Annotated in this window: 16 protein-coding genes and 2 pseudogenes; 5 read left to right on the top strand and 13 right to left on the bottom strand. The window is 69.0% G+C overall.

All coding sequences use genetic code 11. The features are described from left to right. The first annotated feature begins 172 nt into the window (after positions 1–172). Entirely contained in the window at positions 173–880 is a 708-nt protein-coding gene (locus ACW9PK_RS04705) for a DUF305 domain-containing protein (RefSeq protein ID WP_457016774.1), read from the top strand. A gap of 113 nt (positions 881–993) precedes the next feature. On the opposite strand, the gene ACW9PK_RS04700 is transcribed toward ACW9PK_RS04705, so the two are convergent. The 5 genes from ACW9PK_RS04700 to ACW9PK_RS04680 all read right to left on the bottom strand — a co-directional run bounded on the left by ACW9PK_RS04700 (position 994) and on the right by ACW9PK_RS04680 (position 6293). Next, entirely contained in the window at positions 994–1674 is a 681-nt protein-coding gene (locus ACW9PK_RS04700; protein WP_035959054.1) for a DUF305 domain-containing protein, read from the bottom strand. 43 nt (positions 1675–1717) lie between these two features. Then, on the bottom strand, positions 1718–3748 hold the full coding sequence (locus ACW9PK_RS04695; RefSeq protein ID WP_206051980.1) for a copper-translocating P-type ATPase: 2031 nt from the start codon (positions 3746–3748) through the stop codon (positions 1718–1720). 274 nt (positions 3749–4022) lie between these two features. Next, a complete protein-coding gene (locus tag ACW9PK_RS04690; protein WP_035959062.1) occupies positions 4023–4211 on the bottom strand; it encodes a heavy-metal-associated domain-containing protein in 189 nt (62 codons plus the stop codon). A 238-nt stretch (positions 4212–4449) separates the two neighbouring features. After that, on the bottom strand, positions 4450–5595 hold the full coding sequence (locus tag ACW9PK_RS04685) for a sensor histidine kinase (RefSeq protein ID WP_085108570.1): 1146 nt from the start codon (positions 5593–5595) through the stop codon (positions 4450–4452). After that, positions 5592–6293, bottom strand: a complete 702-nt coding sequence (locus ACW9PK_RS04680; RefSeq protein WP_085108572.1) for a response regulator transcription factor — start codon at positions 6291–6293, stop codon at positions 5592–5594. Before ACW9PK_RS04680 ends, ACW9PK_RS04685 begins: the two co-directional genes overlap by 4 nt. 160 nt (positions 6294–6453) lie before the next feature. Between ACW9PK_RS04680 and ACW9PK_RS04675 the strand changes: the two genes are divergently transcribed. Next, positions 6454–7329, top strand: a complete 876-nt coding sequence (locus tag ACW9PK_RS04675) for a F510_1955 family glycosylhydrolase (RefSeq protein ID WP_085108574.1) — start codon at positions 6454–6456, stop codon at positions 7327–7329. Between the two features lie 189 nt (positions 7330–7518). Here ACW9PK_RS04675 and ACW9PK_RS04670 read toward each other — a convergent pair whose 3' ends face one another. The 5 genes from ACW9PK_RS04670 to ACW9PK_RS04650 form a co-directional block, all read right to left on the bottom strand. Further along, positions 7519–7677: a zinc transporter permease gene (locus ACW9PK_RS04670; protein ID WP_075872999.1), complete on the bottom strand. Its 159-nt coding sequence runs from the start codon at positions 7675–7677 to the stop codon at positions 7519–7521. Between the two features lie 337 nt (positions 7678–8014). After that, on the bottom strand, positions 8015–8323 hold the full coding sequence (locus ACW9PK_RS04665) for a transposase family protein (protein WP_457016769.1): 309 nt from the start codon (positions 8321–8323) through the stop codon (positions 8015–8017). 127 nt (positions 8324–8450) lie between these two features. Further along, positions 8451–9686, bottom strand: a complete 1236-nt coding sequence (locus ACW9PK_RS04660) for a DUF4097 family beta strand repeat-containing protein (protein ID WP_457016767.1) — start codon at positions 9684–9686, stop codon at positions 8451–8453. Between the two features lie 8 nt (positions 9687–9694). Beyond that, the gene (locus ACW9PK_RS04655) at positions 9695–10351 is read right to left on the bottom strand and encodes a response regulator transcription factor (RefSeq protein ID WP_457016765.1); all 657 of its coding nucleotides are present in this window, start codon (positions 10349–10351) and stop codon (positions 9695–9697) included. A gap of 1 nt (position 10352) precedes the next feature. Beyond that, on the bottom strand, positions 10353–12017 hold the full coding sequence (locus ACW9PK_RS04650; protein ID WP_457016763.1) for a sensor histidine kinase: 1665 nt from the start codon (positions 12015–12017) through the stop codon (positions 10353–10355). Positions 12018–12283: 266 nt separating this feature from the next. Between ACW9PK_RS04650 and ACW9PK_RS04645 the strand changes: the two genes are divergently transcribed. Beyond that, positions 12284–13624: an acyltransferase family protein gene (locus ACW9PK_RS04645; RefSeq protein ID WP_457016761.1), complete on the top strand. Its 1341-nt coding sequence runs from the start codon at positions 12284–12286 to the stop codon at positions 13622–13624. A 177-nt stretch (positions 13625–13801) separates the two neighbouring features. On the opposite strand, the gene ACW9PK_RS04640 is transcribed toward ACW9PK_RS04645, so the two are convergent. Continuing rightward, positions 13802–16339 carry an alpha/beta fold hydrolase gene (locus ACW9PK_RS04640; protein WP_457016759.1) on the bottom strand — a complete coding sequence of 846 codons (2538 nt, stop codon included), beginning with the start codon at positions 16337–16339 and terminating at the stop codon, positions 13802–13804. A gap of 83 nt (positions 16340–16422) precedes the next feature. Next, positions 16423–17712, bottom strand: a pseudogene (locus tag ACW9PK_RS04635) (ISL3 family transposase). 147 nt (positions 17713–17859) lie between these two features. On the opposite strand from ACW9PK_RS04635, the gene ACW9PK_RS04630 reads away from it, so the two are divergent. Together ACW9PK_RS04630 and ACW9PK_RS04625 are read left to right on the top strand one after the other, a co-directional pair. Next, entirely contained in the window at positions 17860–18153 is a 294-nt protein-coding gene (locus ACW9PK_RS04630; protein WP_457016757.1) for a hypothetical protein, read from the top strand. A 25-nt stretch (positions 18154–18178) separates the two neighbouring features. Next, complete coding sequence (locus ACW9PK_RS04625) at positions 18179–19429, top strand: IS256 family transposase (RefSeq protein ID WP_457017158.1); 1251 nt, start codon at positions 18179–18181, stop codon at positions 19427–19429. A 132-nt stretch (positions 19430–19561) separates the two neighbouring features. Here the strand turns inward: ACW9PK_RS04625 and ACW9PK_RS04620 are convergent. Continuing rightward, a pseudogene (locus ACW9PK_RS04620) lies at positions 19562–19960 on the bottom strand (transposase); the annotation flags it as partial. Positions 19961–20021: the final 61 nt, after the last annotated feature.

The raw sequence follows: 20021 nt of genomic DNA, 5'->3' as shown, positions 1-20021 counted from the left end.
AAGAGGATCCTGATGGGCTGATCGGGCCCGCCCGGAGGCGGGTTTCCTCTTCTCCCGCTCCCTGTTCAGTACAGCTCTACCCGCGCGGCTTGGGCGCACGTCGGGCACGGGCGGATTGCCGAGGCCGGCACATCGGGGTCGAGCTTCTTCATCGTGGAAAAGAGACATCATCATGCGTTCCACCCAGTTCCTTGGCCGCCGCACTACGGCCGCCGCCTCCACCGTTGTTCTTGCGACCGCCCTGCTGGGCGGGGCCACCGCTCCGGCCCTGGCCCACGGGCCGGGGAGTACCCCGGTCGCGTCCCCCGCCCAGGACCCGTCCACGGTGGAGATGCTCCAGCCGGATCCGACCTCCCCGACCGCCTACGACTTCGGTGAGACCCTGGCCGGGCTGGAGGGCGAGCAGCTGGAAATCACCTTCCTGGCCGAAATCATTCCGCATCACCAGGCCGCGATCGAGATGTCCGAACTGGAGCTCGAGCGCGGGGTCAGCCCGGACATCCGCACGCACGCGGAGAACATCATCGCCAACCAGCAGCACCAGATCGACCAGTTCACCCGGTGGCTGGAGGAGTGGTACGGGCTGACCCCGGAAGAGGCCATGGCCCAGGTCCCGGCAGAAGCCCAGGAGGAGATGAAGATCCTGGAGGAGGAGACCCAGATGATGATCGAGGAACTCTCGGCCGTGGAGGCCGGTGAGGACTTCGACGTCGCCTTCGTGCAGAAGATGATTCCGCACCACAACAGCGGGATCATCGAGTTCCTCGAGCCGCAGTCCCGTGCCGTGCACCCGCAGCTGCGAGTGGCGGCCACCGCGGGGATCACCACCCAGCAGGCCCAGGTCGCGGACTTCCGCACCTGGCTCGCCGGCCGCGGCTAAGAACCGGGCCAGCACCGAGGCGCTGGCCTCACGGAGGACTGAGCTCATGGCCCACCGGTTGCCACCGGCCACGGGCGCACAGTGGAGGCCTGATCGAGGCGAACCCGCAGATATCAGCCCTGGATCTGCTGCAGCAGACGCTCCATTTCCTGGATCTCCGCTTCCTGGTCCTCAATCACCTTCTGAGCCATCTCGATGGCCTGCGGATTCTGACCCTCGGCGACTTCCTCCTGGGCCATGTCGATGGCCCCGCGGTGGTGGGCGGTCATCATGGTCAGGTACATCTCGGCGGCCTCGGTGCCCTCGGCGGCCTCCAACTCCTGCATCTGCTCCTCGGTCATCATGCCCTCCATGCCTGCACCGGAATCGGAGCCGTGGTCCATGCCCTCCATACCACCGGACTCCATCGAGGTGGGCTCCCCCCAGGTCTCGAGCATGGTCTTGAGCTGGTCGATCTCCGGGCCTTGGGCGGCGACGATCTTGTTGGCCAACGCCTCGATGTCCGGGTCGAGATCGTCCTTGGCGAGCATCACCTCGCTCATCTGAACGGCCTGCTCGTGGTGGGGAATCATCATCTGGGCGAACATCGTGTCCGCGTCGTTGTGCTCCTCCGTGACCGCCTGGGCGGACGTGGAAGGAGTGGCCGTGGCGGTGTCCGTGCTCCCGGTACCGGCCGCCGCGGATGTGGTGGTCTCCGGTGCCTCACCGGCGGTCTCTTCGCCGCTGGTGCCGCAGCCGGCCAGGGCCAGGGCAGAGGCCAGGGCCAGAGTGGTCAGGGTGGTCGAACGCTTCATGGGTTCAGTCCTTTGCTTTGTGGAGGGGTGGGAAATCGGTGGGTCAGTGGGTGGGGGCCGTCGCGGGCCGCTTCGATAGGGCGGCAGCCCGGTCCTCGGCATCGGTGGCCGCCAGGTGCGCTGGGTCCAGGTCCAGGCGGCGCAGCAGCTGGGCGTTGAGGGCGACGACAATGGTGGAGACCGACATCAGCACCGCCCCGACGGCCGGGGACAGCACGATCCCGGCCGGGGCGAGGACGCCGGCGGCCAGGGGCACGGCGATGATGTTGTAGCCGGTGGCCCACACCAGGTTCTGGATCATCTTGGTGTAGCTGGCGCGGGAGAGGTCGATCATCGACAGCACGGCGCGGGGGTCGTTGCCGGCCAGGACCACCCCGGCGGACTCCATGGCCACGTCGGTGCCGGCGCCGATGGCGATGCCGACCTCGGCGCGGGCCAGGGCCGGGGCGTCGTTGACGCCGTCGCCGACCATCGCCACGGTCAGCCCGCGGGACTGCAGTTCGGTGACCTTGCTGTCCTTGTCCTGCGGGAGGACCTCGGCGAAGACCTCGTCGATGCCCAGGTCGGCGCCCACGGCGTCGGCGACCTGGCGGGCGTCGCCGGTGATCATGGCGACCTTCACCCCGCGGTCCTGCAAGGCTCGGACGGCCGCGCGGGACTCGGGGCGCACCTGGTCCTCCAGGGCCAGGGCACCGATGACGGTGCCCTCGCGCAGCACGTGCAGGACCCCGGCCCCGCGGTCGGTCCACTCCCGGGTGGCAGCGGCGATCATGGCGGGGGTGGACAGGCCCAGTTCGCGCAGCATGTTCGGTCCGCCCACCATCACCTCGGCGCCATCCACGCTCGCGCGCACTCCACGGCCAGTGGCCGATTGGAAGTCGGTGCCGCGCAGGCCCAGGCGAGTGGCTTCGGGGTGGGCGGTGGCCGCCTGCACGATGGCTCGAGCCACCGGATGCTCGCTGTCGGCCTCCGCAGCGGCCGCGAAGGCCAGCAGCTCTCCCTCAGAGGTTCCGGGCACAGCGGCAGCGCCGGTGACCGCGTGGGCGCCCTCGGTGAGGGTGCCGGTCTTGTCGAACAGGACCACGTCGATGGTGCGCATCCGCTCCAGCGCCATCCGGTTCTTGATCAGCACCCCGGTCTTCGCGGCGCGTTCGGTGGAGAGGGCGATGACCAGCGGGATGGCCAGCCCCAGGGCGTGCGGGCAGGCGATCACCAGGACCGTCACGGTGCGCACCACCGCATCATCGGGCTGACCCAGCAGAGTCCAGGCGATGGCGGTCAGCAGCCCGGCGACCAAGGCGAACCAGAACAACCAGGCCGCCGCCCGATCGGCCAGGGCCTGGGCTCGGGACGAGGAGGCCTGGGCGTCGGCGACCATGCGCTGGATCCCGGCCAGGGCCGTGTCGGACCCGACCGCTTCCACGCGCACCCGCACCGTGTTGTCGGTGGCCACGGTGCCGGCCACGACCGCCTCGCCCACCGTGCGAGAGACGGCCTTCGACTCCCCGGTGATCATGGACTCGTCGAACTCGGCCGACCCGCCGATGATCGTCCCATCAGCGGGCACCCGGGCCCCGGAGCGCACCAGGACCACATCGCCCACGGCCAGCTGATGAATCGCAACGGTGACGGTCTCACCGTCGAGGACCTTCTCGGCCTCATCGGGCAGCAAGGCGGCCAGGGCGTCCAGGGCGGAGGAGGCCGCGCCCAGGGCGCGCATCTCCATCCAGTGGCCCAGCAGCATGATCACCACCAGCAGGGCCAGCTCCCACCAGAAGTCCAGGTCAAAGCCGCCGATCCCCAGGGTCGTCACCCAGGAGGCGAGGAAGGCCACCGTGATGGCCATGGCAATGAGCAGCATCATCCCGGGCTGGCGGGACTTCAGCTCGGTGAGCCCACCTTTGAGGAACGGCATCCCACCATAGAAGAAAATGATCGTGCCCAGCACGGGCGGGATCCAGGCAGAGCCGGGGAATTGGGGTATGTGGTAGCCCAGCAGGTGCCCGACCATGGGGCTGAAAATCACCACGGGGACCGCCAGTACGAGACTGAGCCAGAACTTGTTCTTGAACATCGCCGTGGAATGCCCGGCGTGCTCCCCGTGGGCGTGGACCACGTGATCCTCATCGAAGCCCGAGTGGGGGTGATCGGCGGGCATGGCCTGCCCGTGGGTGTCGGCGTCGGCGTGGCGCCCGTGGCTGTGGTGGTCCAGGGGCTGCTCCGGGCCGTGGCCGGGGTGCTCGTGGCCCGGGACGGCGGGGCGGGGATGGTCGTGGTGGTGCGGGGTGCTCATGATGTGCTCCTTCCGCGCAGGCCCTGCAGAGGGGCCGAAATAGTCATGGGGCTCGTCAGGCGCTGACGAGGGTGTAGCCGGCGGCCTCCACGGCCGCGCGAACCGCTTCCACGGACAGCGCCCGATCGGCGGTGACGGTGACCGTGGAGATCCCCCCGGCCACCAGGTCGATGTGCACCTCGCTCACCCCGTCCACGGTGGTGAGCTCCTCGGTGACGCTGCTGGCGCAGTGGCCGCAGGTCATCCCCTCCACCTGGTAGGTCGCGGTTGATCCGGCCGAAGTCGTCCCAGCCGCAGGGACGGTGTGGTTGGTCGCCGGGGTCGGGGCGCAGCAGGCGCATCCGGTGGAGGCCATCGGCAACGGGGAGCGGGTCGAGTTCGTCATCTCAAGCTCTTTCGATCGGTTCGGGTGGTGAGGGTCGGGAACGGTCTCATCACCCCCAGGTATATACCCCCTAGGGGTATGGTGCAAGGGGGTGGGGTCATGCGGTGGCCCTGGCTTCACGGGTGCGGTGCCGGGTGGGACGGGGGAGCTCCATGGTGAAGACCGATCCGGCCCCGGACCCGGAGGAGGTGACGCTCAGCGTGCCGCCGTGGGCTTCGACCAGGGCCCGGGAGATGGTCAGCCCGATCCCGGAGCCGCCGTGATCGCGGTCCCGGGCGGTGTCTCCGCGCCAAAAACGCTCGAAGACCTGGGGCAGATGTTCGGCGGTGATCCCGTCGCCGGTGTCGGCCACGCTCAGGGCGAGCCGGTGCGGGCCGTGAGCGGTGGCACCCACGGTGACCGTGCCACCGGGTGGGGTGTGGCGCAGGGCGTTGGTGAGCAGGTTGCCCAGCACCTGACCGATCCGCTGCCGGTCCACCTCCACGACCCTGCCGACGTCGCCGGCGTCGAGCACCAGGTGCACGCCCTTGGCGGCGTAGGCCTCCCGGTGGGCCTCGACCGCGGTGCGCAGCAGCTCCTCGACAGGGTGTGGAGAGCAGTCCAGCTCGATCCGGCCCTCCTCGGCCCGGGAGACGTCGTGGATGTCCTCAACCAGCCGGGTCAGGCGCGCTAGCTGGTCGGTCATCAGCGCCCCGGTGGCCTCGTCCCAGTGCGTCACCCCGTCCTGGAGAGCTTCGCAGTAGACGGAGAGCACCGAGATCGGGGTGCGCATCTCGTGCGCCAGGTCCGAGAGCATCCGCCGGCGGGTGTCCTCGGTGCGCTGCAGCCGGGTGGCCATGGTGTTGAACGAGGTGGCCACCGCGTCCACCTCGGCTCCGGCGCCCAGGGCGGGGACCCGGGTGTCGTAGCGCCCGCGGGCCATGCCCTGGGCGGCGGCGGTGAGGGCGCCCAGGGGCCGTTGGAGGCGGCGGGTGAAGAACCAGGTCACCGCCGCCGCGCACACCGCGGCGGTACCCAGGGCTGCGCCCAGGATGATCAGGTTGGTGTCGCGGTAGGCCTGCTCGACATGGAACAGTTCCGGGGAGTTCTCCGCGTGCCCGGCCATGATCAGGTGCTCATGGAAGATCGGCGGGCCGACCAAAGAGGCCACGACCACAGCGGCGAGGATGCTGGCGGCCACCACGATGACCTGGGCCAGGAAGAACCGGGAAGCCAACCCTCGATTGCGCCGCTGGCCCCTCACCGGGTCACCATCCGGTAGCCGACCCCGCGCACGGTGTCGATGAAGGTGGCCTTGTCCTCGCCGAGTTTCCGGCGCAGGTGACCGATGTGCACATCCACGATCCGTTCATCACCCACCCAGGCCGGACCCCACACGGTGTCGATGAGCTGTCTGCGGGTGAGGGCCTGGTGCGGGCGGGCGGTGAGGGCGGCCAGCAGTTCGAACTCGGTGCGGGTCAAGGCCACCGGCTCACCGTCTATCCGCGCTTGGTGGGCGGTGAGGTCGATGCTCAACGCCCCGAACACCCGGGCCGGCTCCACCGCGGTCACGGTGGTGCGCGGACGGCGCAGCACCGCAGCCACCCGGGCGACGAGCTCGCGCACGCTGAAGGGCTTGGTGATGTAGTCATCGGCCCCGGCGGCCAGTCCGGCCAACTTGTCGTCTTCGTCCCCGCGGGCGGTGAGCATCAGCACATAGCACTCGGAAAAACCCCGGATCCTGCGGCACACCTCGATCCCGTCCAGCCCGGGTAATCCCAGGTCCAACACCACCACGTCCGGAGCCTGAGCGCGGGCGGCCTCCACCGCCTCCGGCCCGGTGTGGGCGGTGGCCACGTCATAGCCGGCGCGGGTGAGATAAGTGGCGATCATCTGGGCCAGTGGCTTCTCGTCGTCGACCACCAGCACCCGTCCGGCCACCGCATCGATGCCAGGATTCATGCCTTCAGTGTCCCTCTCGACCCGGCACGCACCGGCGCTGATGGCTGGTCCCAGCGGGAATCTTCGCCAAACCTTCAAGGAAAACGCCGCAGGCCCCCTGCCCGGGCGATCGACAATGGGGGGGTGGTCCTCGCGAGGTAACGCGAGGCGGAAAGGACCCATGAACCTCCTCACCCGCAGAAGCCTGGTCCTCGGCGGCCTCGGCCTCCTCGGTACCGGCGCCCTGGCAGCCTGTGCGTCCCCGGCGCAGACCCCGGCACCGGCCGAAGCGAGCAGCCCCGGGACGGCGATCACCCACGTGCACGCCATCACCCGCGACACGGTGACCGGAGGCGGGGCCGGGGCAGGGACGATCCTGCTGGCCACCCATGAGGGCCTGTTCCACCTGCAGGATGGGGAACTGACCCAGATGGGTCCGGTCGTGGACCTGATGGGCTTCACCGTCACCCCCGAGGGCCGTTATCTGGCCTCGGGCCACCCCGGGCCCGGCACCGACCTGCCCGAGCCGGTCGGGTTGATCGAATCCACCGATCAGGGCCAGACCTGGCAGGTGCTCTCCCGGGGCGGAGAATCGGACTTCCACGCCCTGGCCGCCGGCCCGACCGGGGTGCTCGGCTTCGACGGCCAACTGCGCGCCAGCTCCAACGGCCGCACCTGGGACATTCTCGAGATCCCCTCCGCCCCGGCAGCCCTGGCAATCAACCCGGACACAGGTATCATCCTGGCCACCACCCAGGACGGGGTCCTGCGCTCCACCGACAACGGCGCCACCTGGAACACCCTGGACACCCCGCAGCTGATATCCCTGATCGCCTGGGCCGACGAGAATACCATCGTCGGGGCGGGAATCGATGGACACCTGCTGACCAGCACAGACGCCGGGGACACCTGGACCGCCAGCGACCAGCCGGTCGGGGAGATCACCGCCCTGGGCGCAAGCATCACCGCGGACGGTGAGATCGAGGTTCTAATGGTGGCCGACAGCACCGTTCTGCGGAGCACCGACGGCGGGAACACCACCGAACAGCTGCTCTGACCCGGTTCGCACCCACCAGCTCGTGGGCGGGTGTCCCTGCCCTGTCCTCGTCCCAAGCGGTCGCACAGCACACCCGTTGATGTGCGCGCCCAGAGCAGGGCGGCAAGGACTATCCCTCAACCGTTGGTCGGTGCAGAGCAAGAGACCCCTGCACAGAAGAGGGGCCTCTTGAAGGATGCCAGGGGCAGGCTACGCGCACTCGTCGTAGTGGTCCTCATGCTCCGCATGCCGGTGACCGTCGTGGAGATAGTCCACATGATCACCGTGCTCCACGGTCTCGTGCCCACAATTCTCACCGTGGGTATGCTCCGCCTTGGTGTGCTCGGCCTGCTTGTCATGACCAGCCATGATGATCCCCCTTGGTCGAACGAGCCCAGAACAGGCCCGTTGTTCCAGTGGAGCACCGGCATCAGCCTCTGGCAATGCTTCTACGGGACCACCAAGGCGAAAATCGACCCGCCCCAAATGCACGGCTCTGTGCAGGCCTCCCATACCTTCAGTTGGGCGATCAATCGCACTTCCAGCACTGACCTAGCAACTGTTGATGGACCCGTGGACACCGATTGCATCAGTGCTCGGCGCGCCCTTTACATATGGCCGGTTATCGGCCCCGAGGCGGGAGCCTTTGAAGGGGGGTGTGCACCCCGATCCCAGCCCCTTGGTAACCCTTGTCGATTAGGGTCGGCTAACCCTTGGCGGCGATCGGGTACGGGGCGTCCGAGCAGTGGGCCCGGGCTGCGGTGATGTCGTGGGTGGAGCCGGGTTCTACTGGGGAGGTCCACAGCGGGAAGCCGGTGGGGGCGGCGATGACTGGGACATTATCGCCGAATCTCTTGTGCTGGCCCGAGTACCAGGCGTGATTACCGGCCTCCGTTCGTTCGGCGACCCGATCGGTGGGGATCAACGTGCCATCAAGCGTCACATAGGGCAGATGATCGTCCTGTGCCTTGGCCAGAGCCTCGTGCAGCTCGGCAGCCTGGGCGGCCGCCTTCACCCAGCAGGATGTAACCAACCACTACCGCGCCGGCGCGTGGAAACACCCATGAAAAACCCTGCGCCCACCTGGTCGGCGGTGACGCGGGGCGCCCGCTCCCGGACCCGTATGCCCGGGAGCGGGAGTCTCAGTTCCCGTCGGCGGGGGACGGTGTGGCGGATCCCGTGGGGGATGCCATGGCCGCATCCGTTGCACGGTCAATGGGCTGCTTCGACTCCGTCGCCCGCTCGGAAGACCGAGGCGCCTCCCCGTACTCGCGGGCCACCTCGTCCCACCCCTGGCTCCACTCCCGCATGTAGGAGTAGTCATTGACGCCCACCGGCGTACCCGACACGAACAAGCACGGCTGGCCCTCGGGGGCTGCGGCGCACACCGTGTCCGCGCTGACCTCGGACGGCCGCGCGGCGTCGTCGCCCGTATAGTCCGGAGAGGTGGGGGCACCCGAGGAACGAGCCCCACCCGGCCGTTCGTTGGACCCCGGCGTCGTGGTCACGGGGTGCCGCGGGTCCGCGACGTCGCGCTGGCTGTCCTGCGGGTACCAGTAGTCGGCGGCGGGCATCGAGATCCCGTAAACCCCGCTGGTCGCGGTGACCGAGGTGCGCTGAGGAGCCGTGCCCCGCACGTTCACGAGCACCCCGCCCTGGTTGGTGTGTGCGTCCAGCCGGTTCTTCACGCTGACCCCGTCCAGGAGCACCTGACCCGTGGTGACGTGGGCGTCAAACACAGCGGCCTCCACGTCCGTGGCGCTGATGGACCCCAGATCGGTCCTCGCCCGCACGTCCCGGTACGTGCCGTTCACGTGCACCGCTCCCGTGCCGCTCTTGAGGTCGAGCGAGGTGTGCGGGCCGTCTTGAGGAACGGTGATACTGACGCTCTGCACGCCGGAACCCCATTGAGAGGGCCGGTCGGGTACATCCAGCTGCAGCACGCCGTCGCGAACGGACGGGATGACGCCGCGCTCGGACAAGGACCATCCGGATTCGTGCCACTGCACTTGGACACGATCAACGGTCGGGCTCGTGTTCACGTTGACCATGCCCGAGGGGGCGTCGATCCGGATCCGTTCCACGTCCGACGACGCCGTCCACGAACCGTCCCGCTCCTGTGTCATGGCCACCGCGGTGGCGGTTCCGGCCCCGCCGAGCAGCAGGGCGAGGGCACCCACACCGCCCACCACGGCGGTCGCGGTGTTCCAGGCGCGGCGCTCACCGCGCCCCACGGGACGGTCGTTCCGAGGATCAGGCAGGTCCCGGGGGTCGGCACCATTCCGCGGGTCGGAACCATGACGGGGATCGGACCCATGACGGGGGCCGGCTGCGTTGTGAGGATCGGGCGTGGGATGCGAGGGATTCTGATTGCTCATGAGATGTCCTAAAGAGAGTGGTCCGAATAGCCCAGGTACTTGAGAACGGCCAGAACCCTGCGGTTGCCGGTCTCGGAGGTGACACCCAACTTGGCGAAGATCGAGCCGATGTGTTTCTCCACGGCCGATTCGGTGAGGTAGAGGTTCATGGCAATGGATGCGTTGGACAGCCCCTGCGCCATGAGCGACAGGACCTCACGTTCGCGCGGTGACAGCAGTTCCATGTCCTCCCGGCGCCGCGAGCGCACCAGGATCTGGGTGAGCACCTCCGGGTCCAGCACGGTCCCGCCCGAGCCCACGGTCTGCACGGATTCCAGGAACTGGTCCACGTCCGCCACGCGGTCCTTGAGCAGGTAGCCCAGCCCCTCCCGGCGGGACGCGATGAGCTCGGACGCGTAGCGCTCCTCCACGTACTGGGACAGCACCAGCACGGCCACGCCGGGGTGGCTCGAGCGGATGAGCACCGCGGCGCGGATCCCCTCGTCGGTGAAGGTGGGTGGCAGTCGTACGTCCACGAGCGCGAAGTCCGGCCGGTGTTCCTCCACGGCCCGCACGAGTCCCTCGGCGGTATCCGTCTCGGCCACGATCTCGTGCCCCGCGTCCGTGAGCAGGCGGACCAGTCCGGCGCGCAGCAGCACGGCGTCCTCGGCGATCACGATGCGCATCTCAGTTCCCCCGTCCGTGCTGCCCGGCGGGCGACGACGCCACTCCGCCCGTTCCCGCCCCCGCCGCACCGTGCGCGGTAGGACCGGTTCCGGGCGCGGTTTGGACCCCGTCGGCGTGGCCGGGGTGAGGGGGGTATGCGGTGCCGGACGCGCGCGGGGCGCTGTGCGTCGTCGTCGGAGGAACACCCGTGAGGGGCAGCTCCACGATGACCTCGGTGGGCCCGCCTGCGGGCGAGTTCACGAAGAACCTGCCCCCGGCCGAACGGATCCGGTCCTGGATCCCGGAGAGCCCGCCCCCGGGGACCACACGGGCGCCGCCGCGGCCGAAGTCGCGCACACCGGCGACCACGATGTTCGCGCCCGGTGCGGCGCCGTCCTGGATGGACACTGCGACGTCCGCAGAGCGCGCCCCCGAGTACTTGATCGCGTTGCTGAGGCTCTCGGAGACCGCGAAGTAGATGGCCGCCTCCGTGCGCGGCTGCAACCGGGGGACGTTCACGGAGACGTCCACGGGGAAGGGTGCCTGGGCGGCGACGGCGGACAGAGCGGCGTCGAGCCCCCGATCCTCCAGCACGGCGGGGTGGAACCCGCGGGCGAGCCGGCGCAGCTCGGTGATCGCGGCCTTGGTGGTGCCGTGCGCCTCCGCCACGAGCTCCTTGGCTGCGGCGGGATCCGTGTCGATGCGTGAACCGGCCATCGAGAGGTTCATGGCGACCGAGACCAACTGGGGTTGGACGCCGTCGTGCAGATCGCGTTCGATGCGCGAGCGCTCGGTCTCCGCACCGCGTACCGCGGACTCCTTGGCGGCGGTCTCGTACTCGGCGAGGCGCTGCAGCTCGTCCGCTTCACGGCGCAGTCGCGCGGCCTCGCTCAGCCGCAACAGCCCAGCGGACAGACCGCGGTGAGCCAAGGTGAGCAGCACCGCGAGCATGATGCTCAGCAGCACGCCCGCGACACCCAGCATCGGGAGCGTCCAGCGCGGGGTGCTCTGCAGCGCGGGCCACAGCACCGAGGACTCGGAGGCGAACCACGGCGCGAAGGTCAGCACGAGGGCCGCGCTACCCACCACGAAGGGCAACAGCATGAGCCAGCCCAGCGCGCACGTGAGCGCCACGTGGAGCATGCCGAGCCACAGGGACCCGTCGCTCGCGTCCAGCCACCACTGGTGCGGGACCCGCACCCAGTCGGTATGCGGGCTGCGGCGGCGCTGGGGGTCCCGGATGTCCAGGCCGAACGATGACGCCGAACGCCTACGTTCCAGCCACACCGCCCCCATCATCACGTACACGGTCGCGGCGAGGATCAGCACGCCCAAGCCCAGCGCCGGAACGGTTGCGGCTCCCACCGTGAGGAACGTGAGGATCACGACGAGCAGCACGGTGTTGAGCACCGAGTCCACCACGAGGTCCAGGGTCCCGAAGAACAGGGTCTTGAAGGAGAAGGTCCGCCACTCGCGGGGAGCGATGTGCGGCCCTTCCGATGCCGGGCGTGCCACGGAGGCGGCCCGCGGGGGTTCCGGGTGCCCGGGAGGCGGCAGGGTCCGGGTGGTCTCAGCGTCTGCAGGTGAGGAACCGGCCGAGGGCATCGGCCGGGTGCGTTCGGTGTCCGAGGAGATGGGCTCTGTGGCGTCCCACGGTGGCGTGGGATTCGAGGCTGTGGTGCTCATGGCCTCCACGCTACGGACACCCCCGTGGATCCCGCGCCAGAGCTGGCCACCGAGTCGGGGTGGGGTTTTCCGCACCCCCGGGCTGCGGGATGTGGTCTGCGGGGCGCCTGCTACGTGGTGCGGGGTGCGTGCTGCGGCGTCCGCTCCACGAGCGCGCGTCTCGTGAGGCGCCAGGTGCGTCCCATCCGGGTGCCGCGGCGGCGCGGATGATCCACATGCGCGCGCCCGCCCGGGGTTCCGTGTTCGCGCGCCCTACAGTGTGTGCCATGAACGACGACGTCCGCGCCCTCGGGCGGCCCACTGCCGTTTCCGTCCCCGCGGGGGACGTCGAACGCGACCCCGCCGTGGACGTCGCCCGCGTGGGGTGCGTGATCACCGTGGTGTGCAGTCACATCCTCATGGTCACCCTCACGGCGGATCCCGCCACCGGGGGGATCCGCTCTGTCCTGGTCCCGACTCAGCAGCCCTGGTACTGGTGGGCCACGTGGCTCCTGCAGATCATGCCCCTGTTCTTCGTGGTGGGTGGGACGGCCACGGCGGGGGCGTGGCGGCGTCGTCGGGCCCGGGGAATGGCGCGGGGCGAGTACGTGCGGGAACGCACGCTGCGGCTGATCCAACCCGCGGCGGTGCTGTGGTGTGTGCTCGCCCTCGGTGCGGGGATCGCGGTGGTGGCGGGAGCCGGGATCGAACTCGTGACGTTCGCGCTGTCCGGTGTGGGGATGGCGTTGTGGTTCCTGGCGGCCTACCTCGTCTGCCAGGGATTGGCACCGCTGTTCGTGGACCTGCACGAACGCATGGGGTGGGTGTGGTGCTGGTTCCTGTTCTCGTGCGCGGTGGCCGTGGACCTGCTGCGCCTGACCACCGGCTGGCAGTGGTGGGGGCTGCTCAACATGGTGTTCGTGTGGCCGCTCATCCAGCAGTTCGGCTTCTTCCGGGCGGACGGGTGGTTCGGGGCGCGGCGTCGACCGGTGCTCGTGGCGCTTGCCGCGGGATGCTACGCCGTGTCCGGGGTGTGCGTGGCCTCCGGGTCCTACGCCCCGGACATGCTCACCAACCTCAATCCGCCCACCGTGTGCATGGTGCTGCTGGGCTTCGCTCAGGCGTGTCTGCTGGAGGTGTTCTCCCCGCTGTTGCGGCGGGCCATGCACTCCCGGGTGGTCCGCGCGGTGGTGTATGTGGTGGGCACTCGTGCGTTGACCATCTACCTGTGGCACCTGCCCGTGGTGGTGGCGGTCATGGCGGTGTGGTTCTTCGCCGTGGGCTACGACCCCGTCCCCGGTTCCCCCGACTGGTGGTGGCTGCGGATCCCTTTGACCGTCCTGTGTTGGGCGGTGGTGCTCGTGGTGGCCACGGTGTTGCGGCGGCTCGAGTCCTCATCCACGGCACCGTGGGGCGCCCGCCCCATCCGGTTGTCCAATGCCGCCGTGGTCGTGGCACTCGTGTGTGCCGTGGTGCCGCCGTTGTGGGAGATCGTCACACTGCTCACGGTGCCGTTGACGGTGGCGGGCGCAGTGGGAGCGGTGGCCGCGGTGGTGCTGCTGCGCAGTGGCCGCGTCCCCTCGCGGGCCGAGCGGGCCGAGACAGCGCCCACTTCCCCGGCCCGCTGAGGCCACACGGCTTTAGCGCTGGACACTGTGAGGCACGCTGAGGCCACGCGGCGAATTGTGGGCACGCAGAGGCCACATGGGGCGGAGTGAAGTGGCTTCCATGCGACCAGAAATTACGCCATGGCCTCGGAGTGCCTGAGAGTTACGCCTCGGCGCGGGAGCCCCGCGGGAAGACGCTCACCCCTCCCGCGGATACCCCAGGTGATCGATGACCAGTTCGAACAACCGCGGGACCACCATGGGGTGCACCTGGTGGCCCATCCCGGGGATCCGGACGAAGCGCGCATGGGGGATGACCTCGGCCGTGGCGGGGCCGCCGTCCGGGCGCACGATCTTGTCCTTGTCCCCGTGGATCACCAGCGTGGGGGCGGTGATCCGGGACAGCACCTCCGTGCGGTCCCCGGATGAGCGGATCGCCCCGATCTGACGGCGCATCGCCTCAGCCTCACCTCGCGGATCCAGGCTGCGGTCCCAGTGGGTTGCGGCGAGTTGACGTTCGTACGCCACGTCCACGGGGAACCCCGGACCGGCCAGGTGGTGGGACATGACCAGTCGCCCCCGGATATACATGTCCCGGGTCTTCGCCCCGGGGAACATGAGCAACGCCGCGGTGGAGGTCGCGGCCGTCCCCACGGACGGATCGCCCGTGGTGGAGCACAGGGAAATGAGTCGCCGCACCAGCTCGGGGTGGTGGCCCGCCAACGACTGGGCGATCATCCCACCGAGTGAGAACCCCATGACATCCGCTCGCTCGACCCCCAGCGCCCGCAGGGTGTCCGCGACGTCCTCGGACATGTCCTCCACGGAGTACTGCCCCTCCGGCAGGGGCCCGCGCAGCAACCGGCGGGCCGAAGGGGGTGTGGAGGTCACCCGGAAGGAACGGCCCACGTCCCGGTTGTCCAGGCGGATCACCCGGTACCCGCGATCCGCGAGGGCATGGACGAAGGACATGGGCCACGTGGCCAGGTCGAACGCGAGCCCGGTGATCAACACGAGCGGCGCCCCGTCGGACGGCCCGTCCAGGCGCACGCAGATGAAGCGGTCATCATCCAACCGCACCGTGCGTTCCTCACCGCTTTCACCGGGGCCCGTGAGCAGGGCGGGCAGCTGCTCGGGAACGGGAGCGGCGGCGTCGTCGAACCGCAGGAATCGATCCACGACCGGCTTAGCCACCAACTGATGCCGGTCATCGAAGTAGTTCATGGCCATCCGCCACGGCGCCGTGTCCCCCTGGCGGGGCAGCTGGTCGAGGGAGCGTTGGACGTAGTCGGCGTCGAAGTCCAGCAACGGGCGCGTGCGCAGACCCTCGGGTGCGACCGGGCGCACGGATGCCGCGCCCACGGAATCCGTGTGCGCGATCAACCGGGACAGCCAGTCCACCACGAGTCCGATCTTCAGCGTCCACGACCCGTTCGTGTACCCAATCGCGAAGGCCAGGTTGGGCACGTCGCTCAGCATGGCGCCGCGGTAGGCGATCCGCTCGGGGAGGTTCACGGGTCGCCCGTCCACGCTCAAGCGCGCGCCACCGAACATGAGCAGGTCGAAGCCCGTGGCGCTCACGACGACGTCCGCTGCCACCCGCCGCCCGTCCGCCGCCACCCGCCGCCCGGCCGTCAGGACGAGGCCGTCCGCGTCGAAACGGTCGATGCCCGCGGTCACGATATGGGCGTTGGGTTCGTGCAACGCGGCGAAGAAATCCCCATTGGGCGCCACGCCCAGCCGTTGGTCCCACGGGTCGTACGGCGGGGTGAAGTGCTCCCGGACGGAGACGTCCGCAGGGAGGCGACGGCGGTTCACGGCCGCGATTCCCGCCCGCACCAGGCGCGGCACGGCCTTGCTCGCCACCCACAGTGCTCTCTGCCCCGCGGCCATGAGCGGGCGCAGCACTCGCGCCGCCCGTGTCCTGCCGAGCGCCATGAACAGCACCTTCTCGGCCACGCCGGGGGAGGGTAGGGGCAGGATGTACGACGGCGTCCGCTGCACCATCGTGGTCTCGGCACCCCGCGTGACGAGCTCGGGCAGCAGGGTCACCGCGGTGGCCCCGCTGCCGATCACAGCGACTCTTTTGCCCCGGACGTCCAGGTCCTCGGGCCAGAACTGGGGATGCACGAGCTGGCCCCTGAACCCCCCGACCCCCGCGAAGTCCGGGATGTGGGGACGGTCGTAGCCGTAGTACCCGGTGGCCACGAACACCCACGTGGCGGTGATCGGCTGGGTCTCGCCGGTGCCGATGGGTTCGGGCCGCGGGCCATCAGCCGAGTGCCCGGGTGCGCCGCCGCCGACGTCGCTCGGAGCCGCCCCCGTGCGGGGTTCGGGTGGCGCGGTGCGCTCGACCGTCACGGTCCAGTGGCTGGTCCCGGAGGACCAATCCGCGGCGGTGACGCGCCGGTGGTAGTGGATGAGCTTGTCAACCCCGGAGGCGCGAGCGGTGTCGCGGATGTAGTCCAGGATCGCGGAGCCCTCCGCGATGGGGTTCTGTCGGGTCCACGGGCGGAAGTCGTAGCCGTAGGTGTAGAGGTCCGAGTCGGAGCGTACCCCCGGGTAGCGGAGGAGATCCCACGTGCCACCGGAGTTCCCGCGGGACTCGAGCACCGTGATGCTCTTGCCGGGATGTTCGTGGCGGAGTTTGCAGGCCGCCCCGATCCCGCTGAGGCCGGCCCCGATGATCAGGATGTCGGTGTGCTCGGGCAGCGCTGCGCCGGCGTGCTCGCTCATGGATTCATCGTATGGTCCTCGCGGGCGCCGCACGCGCTACCCCGGGAAAGTGGCTCTTCAACTTTGAGCGTGGTGCTGGGTGTTCACGCCGCGATCGGTCGGGGCGCATAGCCAATGATGCGGCATCTGTAGTTCCGATGGTTGCGGTACCCGCGCCCGACCCTCTTGATCGTCTTGGCGGTCAGGTTCGCCGCCTCGGTGCGAGCGTTCGTGACCCTGGTTCGGCAGAAGGTGAGCAGCTCACGACGCCAGGCCAGCAGGGTCCGGAACAGCGCGGCCGGCTCGGGCAGGTGGGTGGCTCGCACGGCGCTCTCAAGGCGGGCCCAGTGCCGCTGGAAGGAGGGCGTGTCGGTGGCGGTGAGGACCTGGCGGACGTGTTCCTTGATGCCCCACGCGACGGCCAGCTCGACGTCCTCGGCCAGGATCTGCTGCAGCTTGGTGCGCTGCCGGACGGTGAGCCGGTCACCGGCGCAGGTGAGCAGCTTGCGGTACTTCCACGGGGTGTCGGTCGCCCGCCCTCGGCGCTCGTGCAGCTCCCACACCCGGCGCCTCCTCACCTTGGTGACCATCTCGTTGGCCAGCCGCACCACGTGCCAGTGGTCCACGCTGACCTTCGCCCGCGGTAGTGCCTTGCGGACCGCGGCCCGGAACTCACTCGACATGTCCAGGGCGACGACCTGCACCCGCCGGCGCCACCACCGCGGCCGCGCCGCGAGCCAGGAGGTGACGACCTAGCCGCGGCGGCCGTCGACGACGTCCAGGATCGCGCCGTCGTCCAGGTCGGTGAACACGATGGACTACGGCTCGACCCGCTTCACCGCGTGGGTGTCCGGGTCGCGCAGGTAGCGCACGGTGCGGAACCGGTGCTCATCGATCCCCAGGTGCCGCACGTGCCGGCGGTCCACGCCGGTGTCCAGGTCCAGGGTGGTGGTGAGCATCCGCATCACCGTGGGCCAGGACAGGTGCGCCTCGTGCGCGACCCGGGACACCGCCCGCGGCTCGGCCCGGCAGGCGGATATCACCTGCTCGGTCAGCCGGGTCGTGACCCTCGCCCGCGCGGGCAGCTGCTCGGTCTCCTCGGTGAACGACCGCCGCGGGCACAACGACTCACGGCAGGCGTAGCGGCGCTTGCGCACGAGCACGTCGAGCCGCTCACCCCCGCACGGCACGTCCTTCACGCGCTGGGTAGGTCTTGCCTGGATCCGCGAGGACAGCACCCCGCAGGAGGGGCAGACGCCCTCGCTCGTGGTCGTCTCGATCAGCACCTGCCGCGGTTGCTCAACGCCGACGCCAGGGGTGGCCGAGACGACTCGGTAACCGGACAGGTTGAACAGGATCGACGCCGCATCGACGTCGAACGTAGGCTTGTGCACGCTCGCGGTCCTCGCTCATGAGATGTCTAGACAACACCCATGCTGGCGTAGGGCCGCGAGCCCTACTTCAGGGCCCCACCACGCTCAAAGTTGAAGAGCCAAGAATGGCCAGGCGGACGCAGTTGGCGACTCGACAGCACCTACATCGTGATCGAGCAGTCACCCGACATGCTGGTGAAACCACACAACCGGAAGCGCCCCGGGCTCAACCACCTGGCCTTCCACGCCGGCGACCACGACCGCGTCAATGCCCTCACCGCGGCAGCCGCCGACCACGGCTGGGCACTCATGTTCGCCAACAAACACCCCCACGCCGGCGGTCCACAGACCTACGCCGCCAACCTATCGAACACCGACGGCTACCAAGTCGAGCTCACGGGACTGTCAGAAGAACGGTGTGTGAGGGTCCGGCCTGATCCGAGAGGAGACGGCCGTGGCTGACACGACCGATTTGTTGGACGACGAGATGATTGATCCCGTGACGGGAGAGATCATCGATCAGAAAGACCTCGCCGCGCGCTTACTGGCGCAGGCGAAGGAGCAGGGTGTGAGCCTGGTCGGGCCAGGAGGCCTGCTAAACCAGCTCACGAAAAACGTGCTTGAGACCGCGCTGAACGCTGAGCTGACCGAGCATCTCGGTCACGAGCACGGCGAGACCCCAATGGGGGTGAACATGCGCAATGGGACCCGGACAAAGACGGTGCTCACCGAGATCGGGCCGGTGGAGATCGAGGTTCCTCGGGATCGTGACGGGTCGTTCGAGCCGGTGATCGTGCCCAAGCGCAAGCGCCGGCTGGACGGGATCGATCAGATCGTGCTGTCGCTGACCGCGCGCGGGCTGACGACCGGGGAGATCGCCGCTCACTTCGACGAGGTCTATGGGGCGAAGGTCTCCAAGGACACGATCAGCCAGATTACCGAGAAGGTCACCGGGGAACTCGCGGAGTGGGCTTCCCGCCCGCTGGATGCGATCTATCCGGTGATCTTCGTCGACGCGATCGTGGTGAAGGTTCGTGACGGGCAGGTCCGCAACACCCCGTTCTACGTCGTCATGGGCGTCACGACGAACGGGGAACGCGACATCCTGGGTATCTGGGCCGGCGACGGCGCGGAAGGGGCGAGGTTCTGGCTGCAGGTGTTCAGCGAGCTGAAGAACCGCGGGGTCGAGGACGTGCTGATCGCGGTGTGCGACGGCCTCAAGGGGTTGCCGGAAGCGATCAACACCACCTGGGAGCAGGCGGTCGTGCAGCAGTGCATCGTGCACCTGATCCGCAACTCGTTCCGTTATGCCGGCCGGCAGCACCGGGATGCGATCGTCCGTTCGCTCAAGCCCGTTTACACGGCCCCGTCCGAGCAGGCGGCGAAGGACAGGTTCGAGGAGTTCGCCGCCGAGTGGGGTGAGCGGTATCCAGCGATCGTGCAGCTCTGGCGCAACTCCTGGGCGGAGTTCGTGCCGTTCCTCGAATACGACGTCGAGATCCGTCAAGTGATCTGCACGACCAACGCGATCAAGTCGATCAACGCGAGATACCGGCGGGCCGTCCGAGCCCGCGGACACTTCCCGAACGAGCAAGCGGCGTTGAAGTGCTTGTACCTGGTGACACGCTCGCTTGACCCCACCGGCGGCGGGAGGGCACGCTGGATGATGAGGTGGAAGCCCGCGCTGAACGCGTTCGCGATCACCTTCGCCGGACGGTTCGAAAGAACCACTCACTAATGAGAACCGCCGGACCCCACACACCGTTTAACGGACAGACCCGAGCTCACCGCGAACAACCCGTAGAACTCGCCGATCCACAGGTCTTGACGAGGGACTGTCCGCCTAACGGTGTAAGTGGCGTTTTCATGGTCAGCGGTCTTCGGCGGCCGGCATGCGGTCGGCGAAGGTGATAGCAAAGGCGTTCAACGCTGGCTTCCAGCGCATGGTCCATCGTGTCTGTCCGGTGCCCTTGGGGTCCAGACTCCGAGTGACGAGGTACAGGGTCTTCATCGCGGCCTGCTCGTTGGGGAAGTGGCCCCGGGCGCGGATCGCCCGGCGGTAGCGGGCGTTGAGGGACTCGATCGCGTTGGTCGAGCAGATCACCTTGCGGATCTCGATGTCGTAGTCCAGGAACGGGATGAACTCCGCCCAGGCGTTCTCCCACAGCCGCACGATCGCCGGGTAGGGCTTGCCCCATTTCTCGGCGAACTCCTCGAACCGGTCCCTGGCCGCGGCCGCGGTCGGGGCGGTGTAGATCGGGCGCACGTCGGGGCTTGACCCCGGTTCTTGGACACGCTGAATCCAGCACCTGCTGGGGAAGCGAGATGAT

It is taken from the genome of Kocuria sp. MNB10 (genome assembly GCF_054073685.1).
Note: the sequence above shows the minus strand (reverse complement) of the source record. Positions and strands in the feature narration are given on the sequence as shown.

Coding starts and splice junctions, on each gene's coding strand:
- ACW9PK_RS04705 (WP_457016774.1), top strand. CDS start 173: ATGCGTTCCACCCAGTTCCTTGGCCGCCGCACTACGGCCGCCGCCTCC.
- ACW9PK_RS04700 (WP_035959054.1), bottom strand. CDS start 1,674: ATGAAGCGTTCGACCACCCTGACCACTCTGGCCCTGGCCTCTGCCCTG.
- ACW9PK_RS04695 (WP_206051980.1), bottom strand. CDS start 3,748: ATGTTCAAGAACAAGTTCTGGCTCAGTCTCGTACTGGCGGTCCCCGTG.
- ACW9PK_RS04690 (WP_035959062.1), bottom strand. CDS start 4,211: ATGACCTGCGGCCACTGCGCCAGCAGCGTCACCGAGGAGCTCACCACC.
- ACW9PK_RS04680 (WP_085108572.1), bottom strand. CDS start 6,293: ATGAATCCTGGCATCGATGCGGTGGCCGGACGGGTGCTGGTGGTCGAC.
- ACW9PK_RS04675 (WP_085108574.1), top strand. CDS start 6,454: ATGAACCTCCTCACCCGCAGAAGCCTGGTCCTCGGCGGCCTCGGCCTC.
- ACW9PK_RS04670 (WP_075872999.1), bottom strand. CDS start 7,677: ATGGCTGGTCATGACAAGCAGGCCGAGCACACCAAGGCGGAGCATACC.
- ACW9PK_RS04660 (WP_457016767.1), bottom strand. CDS start 9,686: ATGAGCAATCAGAATCCCTCGCATCCCACGCCCGATCCTCACAACGCA.
- ACW9PK_RS04655 (WP_457016765.1), bottom strand. CDS start 10,351: ATGCGCATCGTGATCGCCGAGGACGCCGTGCTGCTGCGCGCCGGACTG.
- ACW9PK_RS04650 (WP_457016763.1), bottom strand. CDS start 12,017: ATGAGCACCACAGCCTCGAATCCCACGCCACCGTGGGACGCCACAGAG.
- ACW9PK_RS04645 (WP_457016761.1), top strand. CDS start 12,284: ATGAACGACGACGTCCGCGCCCTCGGGCGGCCCACTGCCGTTTCCGTC.
- ACW9PK_RS04640 (WP_457016759.1), bottom strand. CDS start 16,339: ATGAGCGAGCACGCCGGCGCAGCGCTGCCCGAGCACACCGACATCCTG.
- ACW9PK_RS04625 (WP_457017158.1), top strand. CDS start 18,179: ATGATTGATCCCGTGACGGGAGAGATCATCGATCAGAAAGACCTCGCC.